The organism is Tolypothrix sp. PCC 7712 (assembly GCF_025860405.1).
Classification (GTDB): domain Bacteria; phylum Cyanobacteriota; class Cyanobacteriia; order Cyanobacteriales; family Nostocaceae; genus Aulosira; species Aulosira diplosiphon.
In genome coordinates this window covers 1,392,297-1,406,427 of sequence record NZ_CP063785.1, presented here as the reverse complement: position 1 = coordinate 1,406,427, position 14,131 = coordinate 1,392,297, and the positions used below count along the sequence as shown (strand labels likewise).

At 42.3% G+C, this 14,131-nt stretch carries 9 protein-coding genes and 2 pseudogenes; 6 read left to right on the top strand and 5 right to left on the bottom strand.

Annotated elements, in window-relative coordinates; genetic code table 11:
- Positions 1-96 precede the first annotated feature (96 nt).
- The 5 genes from HGR01_RS05535 to HGR01_RS05515 all read left to right on the top strand — a co-directional run bounded on the left by HGR01_RS05535 (position 97) and on the right by HGR01_RS05515 (position 5,048).
- Positions 97-831, top strand: a complete 735-nt coding sequence (locus HGR01_RS05535; protein WP_052335130.1) for a Rha family transcriptional regulator — start codon at positions 97-99, stop codon at positions 829-831.
- Positions 818-1,408, top strand: coding sequence for an alpha-ketoglutarate-dependent dioxygenase AlkB family protein (locus tag HGR01_RS05530; RefSeq protein WP_263420052.1), 591 nt, complete (start codon positions 818-820; stop codon positions 1,406-1,408). Before HGR01_RS05535 ends, HGR01_RS05530 begins: the two co-directional genes overlap by 14 nt.
- Positions 1,405-2,379, top strand: a complete 975-nt coding sequence (locus HGR01_RS05525) for a hypothetical protein (RefSeq protein WP_081583955.1) — start codon at positions 1,405-1,407, stop codon at positions 2,377-2,379. Before HGR01_RS05530 ends, HGR01_RS05525 begins: the two co-directional genes overlap by 4 nt.
- Before the next feature lie 292 nt (positions 2,380-2,671).
- On the top strand, positions 2,672-3,691 hold the full coding sequence (locus HGR01_RS05520) for a CBASS cGAMP-activated phospholipase (protein WP_045869400.1): 1,020 nt from the start codon (positions 2,672-2,674) through the stop codon (positions 3,689-3,691).
- Between the two features lie 4 nt (positions 3,692-3,695).
- Positions 3,696-5,048, top strand: a complete 1,353-nt coding sequence (locus tag HGR01_RS05515; RefSeq protein WP_045869401.1) for a CBASS cGAMP synthase — start codon at positions 3,696-3,698, stop codon at positions 5,046-5,048.
- 82 nt (positions 5,049-5,130) lie between these two features.
- On the opposite strand, the gene HGR01_RS05510 is transcribed toward HGR01_RS05515, so the two are convergent.
- The 4 genes and pseudogenes from HGR01_RS05510 to HGR01_RS05495 all read right to left on the bottom strand — a co-directional run.
- Positions 5,131-5,643 carry a DUF5662 family protein gene (locus HGR01_RS05510; protein ID WP_052335131.1) on the bottom strand — a complete coding sequence of 171 codons (513 nt, stop codon included), beginning with the start codon at positions 5,641-5,643 and terminating at the stop codon, positions 5,131-5,133.
- A gap of 23 nt (positions 5,644-5,666) precedes the next feature.
- The gene (locus HGR01_RS05505) at positions 5,667-5,792 is read right to left on the bottom strand and encodes a hypothetical protein (RefSeq protein WP_255325177.1); all 126 of its coding nucleotides are present in this window, start codon (positions 5,790-5,792) and stop codon (positions 5,667-5,669) included.
- Positions 5,793-6,060: 268 nt separating this feature from the next.
- Positions 6,061-6,618 (bottom strand): annotated as a pseudogene (locus HGR01_RS05500) (GGDEF domain-containing protein); the annotation flags it as partial.
- A gap of 255 nt (positions 6,619-6,873) precedes the next feature.
- Positions 6,874-7,345, bottom strand: a pseudogene (locus HGR01_RS05495) (GGDEF domain-containing protein); the annotation flags it as partial.
- Between the two features lie 184 nt (positions 7,346-7,529).
- On the opposite strand from HGR01_RS05495, the gene HGR01_RS05490 reads away from it, so the two are divergent.
- Entirely contained in the window at positions 7,530-8,555 is a 1,026-nt protein-coding gene (locus tag HGR01_RS05490; protein WP_045869402.1) for a diguanylate cyclase domain-containing protein, read from the top strand.
- A 191-nt stretch (positions 8,556-8,746) separates the two neighbouring features.
- Here HGR01_RS05490 and HGR01_RS05485 read toward each other — a convergent pair whose 3' ends face one another.
- Complete coding sequence (locus HGR01_RS05485; RefSeq protein ID WP_096622032.1) at positions 8,747-14,092, bottom strand: DEAD/DEAH box helicase; 5,346 nt, start codon at positions 14,090-14,092, stop codon at positions 8,747-8,749.
- Between the last annotated feature and the right edge of the window lie 39 nt (positions 14,093-14,131).

Here is a 14,131-nt window from a genome sequence, read left to right as displayed (position 1 = left end):
GCAGCAATTCCACTGCTGCTCACTCAAATTAACAAATTTAGATAGCGGTATCAGTGCAATGCCGCTCCCAAGTAATGCTTTAAAACTGGAGGAGATATGTCCAGTCTCAATGTTATTCAACATGAAGGTGTATTAGTTGTTGATTCGCGGTTAATAGCTCAAGAGTTAGGTATCCAGCATAAAAACTTTTTGGCAACGTTAACTAAGTATATTGAGGAGATAGAAGAGGACTGGGGACAGGTCGCGTTTGAAACGGAGACTGTCACAAATTCAGTTGGGGCAAGCAATTCCGTAAAATATGCTCTACTGACTGAACCCCAAGCAACTTTGTTAATGACCTACAGTCGTAACACCGAACAGGTTAGGCAGTGCAAGCGGCATTTGGTCAAAGCATTTGAAAAAGCAAAGCTAGCGTTATCAAACGCAGTCGAGTTGCGGGTTGTCGAATTAGAGCAAAAAATAGCAGCCCAAGGTAAAGCGATCGCTAACCTCCAATCCCAAATTCAAAACCTTCTGCCACCATCTGCTGACTTCATACCCCCAGGCTGGAATGAAGAAGTATGGCGAAAGCTTCCCCCACAGGACAAACGCCATTTCCGCTACATCTTCCGCCGTCGTAACTTCCGTCCTTCCCAGCAAGGGACAAATGAGCAACTGGCATTACCTCCTGTGACTACTGAGCAATTGAAGCAACGACAACGGGCGGAATTTGAGCAGCTCGTCGGTGAGTCATCAGCCCAGGAGAAAGAAAAGTTAGAAGCAGCGAAACAAGAAGCATTGAAACAACTATGGTTAAAAGGAGAACAAGATGATACAGATGTCCCTTTTTAATGAACCCACAAGAGTTTTACCAGTCACTTATTATCCAGAGTTCCTTAGCAAACAAGAAGCGAACGAACTATATCAGCACTGCCTTGGACTGCAATGGCAGCAGAATCAAATCAAAATGGTGGGTAAAACTTTACTTGTGCCCCGGCTAGAATGCATTTATGGTGACAAAGGTTGTGAGTATTTGTATTCCAAGAGCGTGCTACTGAAACCCCTGCCTTGGACAGAAGTTCTGGGCCAGTTGAGGGACAGAATTACTTCACTGACTGGCTACAAATTCAACATAGTTATCGGCAATCAATACAGGAGCGGCCAGGATTCTATTGGCTGGCACGCAGATAATGAATCGTCGATGGGTGTTAATCCAGCCATCGCATCTGTAAGTTTAGGAGCGGAGCGGAAGTTTCAGATAAAGCTCATCGGGGGCAAGCCGACTGATTTTTGGCTGGAACATGGGAGTTTGCTGATCATGCACCCTGGTTGTCAGTCCACACATCTACATCAAGTTCCCAAAACCAAGAAATTGGTTGGCACAAGAATTAATCTAACTTTTCGTCCGCATGTAGGAGGTAGAAGATGAGTGCTGTTGTCTCTACCGAAAAAGCATCTGTGCTGGTGATATTGCGGCGGGAATATCTGGATATTACTGGTAACTTCTGTGCGGCCAAGCTGATTGAGTATTTCCGACATTGGACAAAGTGGAAGCTCAAAAATCACCGCACTCCTTGGGTTTACCAGCCACTCAAGAGAATTTACGCTGACCTAATGGGTGAACATAGTCTTCATGTCATTAGGAGTGCGATCGCTCGCCTTGAGGAAATGGGTATTATTGAAAAACAGAAAAATCCTGGTAACGGTCAGGATCGAACATGGCAGTATAAATTACACTTTGATGTACTGAATCGTCTATTGGAACCTGGCAAGTGCAAAACTGAACCTTCAGAATTCAATGCAGAACAACACCATAGATCAGATCCTGAAACTTCTAAACCACAACAAAACACTGCTGTTGGGGAAGTAAAGGATGAAGGAGTAGAAGAAAGCGAATATGAGCCAGTTCGCCAAGCACCAGAACCAGAACAACCCCAGATTACTCGCTTTGTTGATGAAATTGAACAAGATAACTCAACGGGGGAGATAGACCCTCATGAGGACGAGTTTTCCGAGGCAGAAGTCAAAGTCGGTTCAAGTACGTATAAGCCTAGCAAACACGAGATTGCTGAGGTTTGCACAGAGTTACGGCGACTCCGGATTAACCCAGAGCCGTGTTTGGGAGTGGTGAAGAAATATTGGGCGAATGTCGCCGGAGCGATCGCACGAGTGAAGGAAGGAATTCACGAGGGATGGTGTGATAATCCGACTGGCTTATTTATCAACAGCTGCAAGAGTGGGGCTAAGGGCAAGAATGTGGTGACATCGGATGTGAGTGCTTGGTTTGAGTGGGTGAGGAAGCAGAGGATTGCACTTGCAATGTCTGGAGGGTTCGTGTATACGCTGGATGGGGAGGCAGTGGAAGTAGGCGAAATGATGCGGCGCTATCCCTTGAGCTAAAAGAGAAGCAGTAACCCAAAGCTCTCAACTATTGGCATATTTTAGAACTCTTTCCTATTCCCAACGCCAAGCAGTATCTACCGTTATTTTTTAGCCATTGGTAAATTTGATGAATTCTGTTCACTGATAAATTCATATTGGGCATCAGTCAAATTACTGGGGTATGCTTTACTCATGTTACTCTCTCGGTGCTGTGTTCTTTCTATTCACACCTTACACTGAGATAGCTTTTTTACATCCTCTAAGAAAACGTAGTCTCAAATAGTAGCACATTCATTTTTAGGTTTTACCGATGGAGCACGCAAATAATTTTCAAATTCTCTCCTTAAGCGGAGGAGGATATCTTGGTCTTTACCAAGTTGTAGTGTTATGTGAGTTGGAAGAAAGAATTGGCAAGCCCATAGCACAATGCTTTGACCTTTTAGCAGGGACTTCAATTGGTGGCATTGTGGCACTAAGTTTAGCGTTAGAAGTTCCCGCTACGACAATATTACATGCATTTGAAAAGCATGGGCAGAGTATATTTTCCGCAAGGCCTGTACCACGTTCAACATTTGGTAAAATGATTGACCTTGGACGTGCGCTTTTCAACCCTAAGTATAAGCATGACGGGTTACGGAATGCGTTACATGAGTTCATTGATCCTGCGACACTCATAGGCGATCTCAAACACCCAATTGTTGTCCCTACTATCAATTTGACCAAGGGAAGACCTCAAGTGTTCAAAACACCCCATCACGAGCGATTTGAACGAGATCACCGCATTAGGGTTCATGATGTAGCTTTAGCCACATCAGCAGCACCCACATTTTTTCCTTTAGCACAGGTTGGAGATGAACTGTTCACTGACGGCGGACTCTGTGCTAATATGCCTGATGCCGTAGCACTTCACGAAGCAGAGTACTTCTTTAAAGTGCCTACAACGCAGGTGTCTATTTTGAGTATTGGAACTACTACTTCACAATTTTCTTTCTCTCATAGTACTGGTCGAAATTTAGGAATCCTAGATTGGTTTTACGACACACGACTAATGTCTGTCATCCTCTCCTCGCAACAGAAATTGACAGAATTTATGCTCACCCACAAATTAGGTGATCGCTATTTCCGGATTGACTCAGCTCAATCAAAAGCCCAGGAAGGTGATCTAGGACTTGACGTTGCAACTTCTGCGGCTCAATCCACTATTAAAGGTTTAGCAAGTGCTGCGTTGCGAGAATCAATTTCAAGTCCAGTACTCCGCAGAATGCTCCAGCACACACCACCTACTCCTTATTTTTATTACGGATCTCATCGAAACTCAAATAATTTATAATTTTATGGGAATTACCGCATCATTGTTTTATAATTCTTCGACAGAGAAGCAAACACTTCATAGACGTATTACTCCTAGCAATGAACAAAAAGAAGCACAAAAACAACGATGGAATGAACTTGCAGATTATTTGAAAGCTGAATTAAAAATAATAAGTGGCTACTCAATTTACTCGTGGCTACAAGGATCTTATAAATTTAAGACTCAGTTACGTCCACTTTTTAATGGCGATGAGTTTGATATTGATTTAGGAATATATTTTCAATGGCAAGGTGAACCTCATGATGGTGAGTTTTCTCCCTTGCAATTAAAGAAAATGGTGCAAGAATGTATGGAGGCTTATAGGCAACATCAAAATGATATTAAAAAAGTAGCGTCTCCTAAAATGCGGTGTAATCGGATTCACTATGAAGGCGACTTTCATATTGATGTACCCACGTATCATTTAGATAATTCACGCGATGCAAGGGCGTTAGCGACTGAAGAAGATGAGTGGGAAGAAAGTGATCCAAAAGCAATTTATGTATGGTTTAAACAACAATTTCCAGATGAGGATATTCGTCATAATGTACGCCGTCTCATTCGTTATTTAAAAGCATGGGGGATTCTTAACCTGAAAGAAGGAGAAGGAAAACCTTCTGCAATTTTATTAACTGTCTTAGTTACAGAATCTTATGAGTTACTCAGTGAAGAAGAACGATCAAGTGATGATAATGCACTGACTGGAATTCTTAGGTTAATATTAGCTCGACTTACACAAGATTCAACGGTGTATAATCCAGTCAATCACGCAGAAATTATGTCCGATCGTCTTGGGAAAAATGGCATCACTGCGTTAAAGAAGCATATAGAACAATTCGCTACTCTTGCTCAACAGGCTCTGAATGCGAAGACAGAAGTTGAAGCGGCTGACATATGGAGCACAGTATACAAACATTTCTTCCCATTACCAGAAGCCAGAGAAGAAATCGTGAAGTTTTCAGAGTCACGGCAAGATTCATTGCTCCGTCAAGTATTTACGCCTACAATTTTTGTCACCGCAGAACGCAAAAAACCTTTATCACAACGAACTAACAACTGGAGTGGTATCGATTCTATTGGGCCAATTCCAAAAAATTGCTCTATTACCTTTAAATTGGTAAATACTAGTTCCCTTCCACCTTATGTAACGGTTGAATGGACAGTAAGAAATGAAGGAGCTGAAGCTGAAATAGAAAATGATTTAGGACATCCTGCAGGAAGAGGACATTCTGCTACAGAAAATTCAGCCTATAAAGGAGTTCACTACATGGATTGTGTCTTGCGTCAGTACGGGCGAATCATCGGCGTGAAAAGAGTTAAAGTAGTGATAAATTAGTGCTACTTATTTAAGTCTTATCGATCAGAAGAAACGTCACGAATCTGGTCTTGAAAAGACAAGAGAATGCTCTCATATAAATTTAGATGTCAGCTTGTGTATGCAAACCTTCAAACATATCTTCCATTAAGGGGATGGTGTTATTCAGAATTGCAACAAGTTGTGGTGAAAGCCCAAAACGTTCTACACTAATCTCGATGCTCTTATGAATATCTCCATCATCATGGCGTTTACTGGCAGCGTACCAATCACAAAGTAACTCCATCAGGTCAATAAGGTTCATGCCCTCAATTCCGTTTTTAAAGAACTCTGGGTGGTGTCTATTTACGGAGTAGTGGTGTTTTAGAGCTGATTTTATCTCTCTAAGATTTTCTTGGTATTCCAAGCTTCCATAAGTGAGTCCTTTTAGCTTATGAGTAACTTCAGTAAACGCTTCCACTTCAGGTGAGCGAAGCTTACTTTGGTCGTGCGTGAATTGCCGTTTCATAAGCTCTACCTGCATTTTGGCTAAGAGCTTTTGCACTAGAAAAATATGCTGCCAGGTTTCGGCGTTAGTGCTTTTTTCCTCTAAAGTTAGTTCTCTATCGATATCCATACTTATTTACTTAGATAATGATATTACTCCATATTAGAAGCTGTTTGAAAAGTTGTCTGCACATAAGGTGTTCCAGCAGTAAGAGATGAGTTGGACATCAAAGCAGCTACCCACTCATAAGAGGTTAGAGTGATTGCACTTTTATTCATTTTGAGTATTTTAGCTGATTGACAAAATCCGCTTTTTTCTAAACTCTCACGAGTGGTGGTAAGCTAAATATTGGGGGGTCAAAGCCTCAAGTTCACTTCGCAAGCTCCTTTGAGAATTCTACTCAGTGACAGTAATTCAAAAAACGCTGAAAGTCTCTCAGGTCAACAGTTAGCTACAATTATTCATTAAGCATTGGTTTGCCTGTCCACCCTCTTCCCAATTTTGAATTTTGAATTGATATGTCCCCCTTATCCCCCCAATCAAGCGTCACGAAGAAGCAGCTTTGAGATAGGAGACATCGGATAAGTCCCAGCCAATCACTTTATTTCTTCCAGTAGCTTTAGCTTCTAGTAGACATTGATCGGCACGATCCAATAGGCTGGTACCTTGCTCATCATCATTGTTTTGCAGGCAGGCAGTACCTAAACTAATGGTGACATTAATAGCCTGATGATTATTAATCACAAATGGTTGTTCGTTAACTATGCGATTCAGACGGCGTGCGACAATTAATGCTTCTTCACCAGTAGTATTAGCTAAAAGAACCACAAATTCATCACCACCATACACGAATGGAGTATCCTGAAAGCGCAGATTGTGCTTCAGACGGATAGACAGCAACTGCAATGTACTGCCACCATATACATGACCATGTGTATCAATAACTTTTTTAAAGTCATCTATATCTAAAATAATTAAACTCAAAAGAAGCCCATGTTCACGGGCTCTTTGAATTTGTCTGGGTAAGTCCCATTCCAAAGCACGGCGATTATTGAGTTCTGTCAAAGCATCAGCTAAAGCGATCGCTGATAGTAAATCATTAGACTTGTCCGTAAATTTATAACCCAGTCTGTACAAGGCTTTCAAAGATTGCTTATATGTCTTCGCTCAACGTAGCAATAAGGGTTTGAGATAGTTGATGATAGTTTAGAGACAAAAAATAGGATTTTCTAATTTTGAGCTTACACATGATTTATTATGCTATGGAATCAGCACAAGCTATATATGGTAAATATTAGGATTAGCAAAAATCAAACTTTATATCCTATCTTTTCGGGAATTTAATTTTCGGACGGGTCTATTTGTCCGCATTAAATCGCGATATTTTTTCGCTTTCCGCAAACCAACTGTTAATTGTGCCATTATCAGACGATGATTAGCAGTTAATTCTGCTAACGTATAGTCTGTTTTTCCTTCAGGTAGTTGCCAAATATAAGCGTCTGCTCCTTGTTTTAATGCCGAGGAAGTCATCTCCAATTCCCACTCCCGGCCATACTTATCTCTATCCGTTATTTGCTGAGAACGATCTTCCAAAAGAATACAGTATATCCAAGATAACTTCGCTTGGTCTTTCAACCAGCTACACAGTTCCATACTGCCATCTACGCTAGCCTGCACAACTATAATGTCGGGCGGCGTTATTTGAATATGCGAAACTGCCTGATCGAGATCGCCAATAACTTCTACACTAAAAGCGCTTGCATAACGTATCTGAATCTGGAAGTGTGGAGATAAATTTATGACTCCCAAAGACCAGAATGGAAATATTCATTACTGCTGATCTGGCTTATATCTTTATCAATCATAAAACAAAAGGCAGTAATTTTACTACCGAAGTGACCGGGATCTGTGAGGAAGGAACTCCAGGAGGAAACAACTTATAAGTAAAATATACTACTGTGCTTACGCACAATTCTTACGCCGCGCATATCGGGTTTTTCTGCGAAACGCAACTTATGTCAGGTATAAGTCCATTTTCTCTTTCTAAGCAACCGCCACTGATTTTGGTAGCCTCTGATGACAAGACCATGCGAGTGCTGTTGCGTAAAGCTATGGAACAAGAAGGCTATCGAGTGGTTGAGGTCAATGATGGTCAGCAATGTTTACATGCTTACGATACTATCAAACCGGATATAGTCTTGTTAGATGCGGTAATGCCTGTGATGGATGGCTTTACATGCTGTAAGCAACTGCTTAAAATTGCTAGAAATAACTTGATGGCAGCCCTTGCAAGTTTTGATACTGATTCTGCTTTAGGTAATACTGTCATCTCTAAATTATGGGAACGAACTCCCATATTGATGATGACATCCTTGGATGATGAAGAGTCTGTCAACCATGCCTTTGAAGTTGGTGCAATGGATTATATAACCAAACCAATTCATTGGGCAGTTTTGCGCCAGCGTTTGCGGCGGTTGTTACAACAGGCACAAGTGTATAAACAGTTAGAAGCGGCAAACCAGGCGTTACAACATATGGCCAACGTTGATAGCTTAACAGGGTTAGCTAATCGTCGCCGCTTTGATGATTACCTGAATACGCAATGGATTAATTTAGCACAAGAGGAATTACCTCTGTCCTTAATTATGTGTGATGTAGACTTCTTTAAACCTTACGTTGATCAATATGGCCATTCTGAGACAGGTACGTGCTTGTCCAGACTCGGTCAAGTCATAGCCCATACAGCACAGAAAAATCAAGATTTAGCAGCCCGGATTAGTGAGGGTGATGAATTTGCTGTCATTATGCCTAATACCCATGCTGTGAGTGCAGTTCATGTTGCGGCGGCGATGCAAGCGGGAGTCAGAAATTTAAAAATTGTTCATTCCAAGTCAAAGGTTAGTGAGTATGTCACCCTGAGTATTGGTGTGGCGACTATGGTTCCGACATGGGAATCTTCACCCTCAGATTTGATGCTGAAAGCAGATAAGGCACTTTACCAAGCAAAGGCAGAGGGGCGCGATCGAATTATACTAAAATAATTTTGCTATTTTCATAAAAGTTGTAAACATGAGGTAGATTATGAATTGCTATCAACATTTTTACAGAGAGTTGCTATCAGTAACTATCCCAAACTCTTATTCTGACGTTGGATTTGCTTAACAGTCAACGCTGTCCAAAACCAAGCTCAGAGAGTGTTGCAAATTTACGGACGAGTCTAATTAAATTTAGATTACAGAGTCCCCAAAATTTCTAACTTCGCGCCCCAATCTTCATCATGGCGTAAAGTTAATACAGTGTAATCAGTGTTATACCTGAGATTATCGCGCTCAATTTGGTCTTGTCTGCGTTTATCAGGGCTATCATGAACTGAACCATCACAAAAAAGTGCGATCGCCTCCTGCTCATACACAAAATCTGGCTTACAGTTGGCTTCTGGAATCAACTTTTGGCCAGCATCAGGTAATTTATACCCGCGTTGATAAATCTCCTGTAACACCACGCGCTCAAAATCAGAGTTGGGGTCTGTTTGTTGCAGCAGTTTTTGATATTGCTGATCACGAGAAAGTCCTTTGGTTTGAGTAATAACGCTACTCTCCAGTAGTAGGTCAAGCCAGGGTTTAATTAGATGACGGTTTATCAGCGCATGGTCGAATTGGTTGCGGTAGGAAAGCAAACATTCATAACAAGCTTGAATACAACTTTCTTTTGGTTGCGTGAAATGACAAATATCTAAAGCCGCATCAGCAATTTTTTTAAATGCTTCTGGTTTTTCTAAAAGTTGAGATAATACGCCTGCGCCACCTTCAGCAGCTTCCCAGAAAAGCAGATATTTACCTGCACCTAGCCGTTCTGAATCAAGTTCATCAGCTTCTAATTTGTAGACGGCTTGGATTGCTGTTTCTAAAACATATTGCAGGGTAGTAATAAAAGCTTCTCTGTTATCAGCAGGAATATTTAAGGGTTCAACCACCAAGATATTACAAGTATCATCGACCATTAAATTAACTTCAGCGTGCAGGCTGTCAGGGGTTTGTTGAGCCTGTGGGTTTTTATTGTCCCCCCATACACCCGTTGTCGGATTAAGCTTAAATCCTCGGTCTTCTCTATTCTTCTTCAGTCCGCGATTAATTCGCCAGATGGTAGCAGTGGCTCCATAGGTTAACTTGAATAGTGGCGTAGCATCAGCAGCTTGGACGATCGCGGATTCTCGTTTTTGATTGGCGTAGCGGAAATGGGTTGTAATGTTGTAGCCGTACTTGAGCCGTTCTTCTTCGTCGCAGGTAATACGTTCTCGACGGCGAGCGATCGCAGTTTCCATTGGTAGCACACGAGTCAATTTAGCTACATTGTTATGAACATCAGGTTTAATTTCTAAACCACAGTTTTCGCAGGTATCACGAAAATCACCGTCGTGATAATAGCCACAATTAGCACAAACGCTCACCCGCTTATACTCGCCTTCAATACCACCAACAGGAACTTTAGTTTTGGCTACCATAAATTTACTGCCTTCATAGTAAAGAATATTACTAGGAGCAAATTCTCGTAATGCCATTGAGCGCGGGCGAGAAATGAATTCACCACCTTCACCAGCGGGAATAAATGCCCGGACTGGTAGACGGGGGAAGTTGAATCCTGGTAAAAATCCCTCGGCGGCAAAGTAGCGATAGGGATAAAATTCAAACTGGGAATTACTCTTGCCTTGGGTGTGTCCTACGAGGAGGTCAATTTGTCGTTGCGCTTCTCGTGACTGTGCTTCGGCGTTACTGCGTTCTTCCTGGGTGACATCACCTCTAGCAGAACGGTCAATGGTGCGGCGGGCAGATTCTAATTGTTTGACTGATTCTGTGTACAATTCTCGCCAACGCTTACAGGCGCGGTCAAAAGCATTCAGGGCGTTGTCAATAGTTAGCTGTAGCCAATTAACAGAATACCAGGAAGCTTTTTGCAAATCCTCTTGGCAGAAAAAGTCTGAGAAAATGGACTGAGTAGCTTGCAGACATTGGGCTAATTTGGCAGGGCTGAGGGTAAGTTGTTGGCGAATACTGTCTTTGAGGGGATAACCTTCTAGTTCCAAATCTAAGAGTTTATTCATGGAGTCTTCCAAGTAAACCCCAGTGTGTGCTAGCCAAATTGAATACACATGAGATTTAATTAAATCTTGGTTGGCTAGTTCTAGTTTTGGTGGAGCAACTACCCCAGCTACCATTTGATTTTGGCGTTTGAAAAAGTATTGGTCGTGACCGCTACCAATGGAAGCATAGGTAATTACTAAGGCTTCCTGCCCACTTCTACCAGCGCGACCACTGCGTTGAGCATAATTGGCGGGACTGGGGGGAACGTTCCGTAGATGGACAACGCTGAGGTCGGAAATGTCGATGCCTAATTCCATTGTCGGAGAACAGAACAATGCTGCTAATTGTCCTTGGCGGAATTTTTCTTCTCGTTCTTGACGGTCTTTATTGCTTACTTGTCCTGTATGTTCTCGCCCTTCCATTGTTTGGATTTGTAGGGCGTTGGTTTGGTAGAATCCTTGGAAGAATTGGTTAACAGATATACTTGTTTGATCGTTACCTTGCAAGCGACGCGATGTTAAAGGGTCGGTGGGAATTTCCTTGAGGTTGCTTGCTTTCCACAGTAGAGAACTAATTTGTAGCTGTACCTCAGATTTTTGTTGCACTAAATAGCCAGCGTCACATAAAGCACTAACTAAAGTGGTGATTAAGCTGTTAAATTCCGTATCTGTTAAAGGTTGGCTACGAAGTGACCAGGTATTAGGCGATCGCAAAAACCTTCCGATTTTACTTCTAGTGGTAAGCTTGACTTTGGCTCTCTCGCTACCACTGCTAATGGTTGCCCAAGTTGCTAAATGCAGATATTCGTTCTCGTCAAATACCCAAGGTTCTTTAATTATTTGAATAACTTCGCTTCTAAGTGAGTCTTTTTGGTCTGGTTGCAACAGTTTGGCATCAATGGCTAATTCTCGCCGCAGATGGTTGAGGAGTGCTTGTGTAATTACGAAACGTTGTTGGGGAGTGGCTTGTAGTAGCAGGGGATGGCGGTGTTTTTGCCAAAGGTTGTTGTCAGCACAGTCTTCTTGCAATCCGTCATACTCAATTACTAACAGTCCGCACTGTTCGAGGTTGGGTTGGACGATGCGCCATCCCCGACGCAAGTCTTCGTAAAGGCGGTATTCAATCAGTTTGCGAAATGCTTCTTCATTGCGCCGCTTACCACCACTAAATTCTGCTGGTTGCTTGGCGTAGTCGTTTTGAGTAATTCCCATGTACTGGATGACTACACTAGCTAATTCGCTGTGGGTAAGTTGTTGTTTAGCTTGAATTGCGCCTAAAAGTGCAGCCCGTAAAAAACTGGTTTGCACAAAATCATTGAAATGTCCGGCTTGTAAAGACGCATCTTGACGGTTATCGGTAAAGCTGAGAATTTTGGCAGCTTTGGCTTTTTCCCCTGTAAAGGCTTGCTTGAGGCGGCTGGTGGTAGAAAGGCAAAGCAAGGTAGTGGCGGTACTGCGTCCTTCACTGCTGAGGCGAGAGAGTTTGGTAAATTCGTTGCGCTTCTTGTCATGGAGTACGCCGCAGTTGAGACAGGTAAGAAAGGGTTTGGGAATAAACCAACAAGTGGTTCCTTGTAACAGAGAGGATGTAACTTTACCATTGGCTAGGACTTGCAGCTTACGAGGAATAAACGGCGCAAAGTCTTTTTTAGCAACCCGTCCTTTCTTTTTGGTTTCACTGAACCAAGAGTCAGGAAGTCTATCTTCATCGCCTGTATCCCATAGTCCTGGTTCATCTAGGGTAAGATAACCTTCCGTGATATCTGCATCGTCAGGACTGATATCTAATGCTGTGGGCAACTGGGGTAGGATGATGTGCTTATCGGCATCGTAGCGCACGACATAGTAATCCTGTCCGCATTCTCGGCAAAAAACCAGGGGATAAAGCAGGCGGTTATCGGTGGTTGTATATTGTCCTTCTAGGGTGAAATGGCGTTTGTCTCGATTTTCAATTGTGGCGTAAACGCTTCCCCCTTGGGAAATGAACTGATGCAGGCGAAATGCCAGTCCTTTGGTTTTGCTTCCCCAGAGGAACATCTGTTTGAGAACTGTTAAACAAGTTTCCTCTGGAAGCTGGGTTTGTTCGGCAAGTTTGGTTGCACCTGTTTCTAAACTAATGGGTTGACGGCGGACGAGATGCCCTTCTCTTGCTTCTAAACCGAAGTTCATCTCTATCCAATAGCTTAGGGGATGATTTTGAAATTCTGTTGGTGTCTGTTCTAAATCGCTTGGTAAGCCTGCCAAAATTGCTTGACGCAGTTGTTCAATGGTAGGTTCAGCACGTTGGATAGAACGTTCTAGAGTCTCATCAATGACGTTGCTGGGTTTGATTTCTACACCAAATAACTTACTAGCCACATCTGCTACTACCTGACGGCGTTGTTGACGAGAACCTTCCGTTGACATGGTGGCGCTGGTGCCAATGCAGAGTAATTCGTCATTACTTTTGCTGCGTTGCCGGAGTTTACGAATTAAGATGGCAACATCTGCGCCTTGTCGCCCTCGATAGGTATGTAATTCATCCAGTACCAAGAATTTTAAATTTGCAGATTCGACCAGTTTATTTTCGTGAGTGCGTGAGAGCATTAACTCTAACATCACGTAGTTGGTCAGCAAAATATGGGGTGGGTTGTTTTGAATTTCGGTTTTCCTGGTTAAACTTTCTTGTCCGGTGTATTGTTCGACGCGAATGTGAGTATTGGGAACTTGGCGTAAAAATTTGTCGAGTTCTTCTTTTTGGGAGTTAATTAAGGCATTCATGGGATAAACCAATATTGCCCTGACTCCGGAAATTTCGGGATGACGCAGTAAATCATCAAAAATAGGCACGACGTAAGTCATGCTTTTACCGGAACCTGTGCCTGTAGTGACAACGTAGGGTTCTTGGCGTTGTGCGGTTTCAAATGCTTGCTTTTGGTGGTAATGGAAAGTAAAAGGTGTACCGTCTTTTTTGCAGAAGTAGTTTTCGCTGTCTGGATGGAGGGTTTGCTGTTGTACTAATTCTTTGACTGTTGCACCTTTTTTATAGCTGGGATTGAGTTGTACTAGGGGATCTGTCCAGAGTTGTCCTTTGTCTAATTCTGCGTCTACAAATTCTTTGACTTTGGAGTCGCGGATTTTGAGGAAGCTTTCTATATAGCGGCGGTAGTCGCCAATTACTTCGTTGCGGAAGTTGAAAATATCGAGTTCATTCGTATTAGATAATTCGGCATTTGTAATTGAGGACTGGGGTTGAGTGTGTCCTAAGCGTTGATTAATCCATTCTTGAAGTTGGTGATTGAAAATTGAATTAACAGTAGATAAGTTGAGAATTTCTGAAAATTCTTGGAATTCCCAATCTTCAGGAATGCTGGAAAATAAAAGCGCTAGTTGTTCGGAAGTGACTGTTACCACTCCTGTACAATCTAGCAATGCTATTTTTTGGCTAAAAAATGTGCTAGCTGCTACAATTGCGCTTTCATTCTGTTGCAATAAATCCTGAAGTTTAATTGGGAGCTTCATCGGTTTTATAGTGGTTAATATATATAATTAATGCTTAAA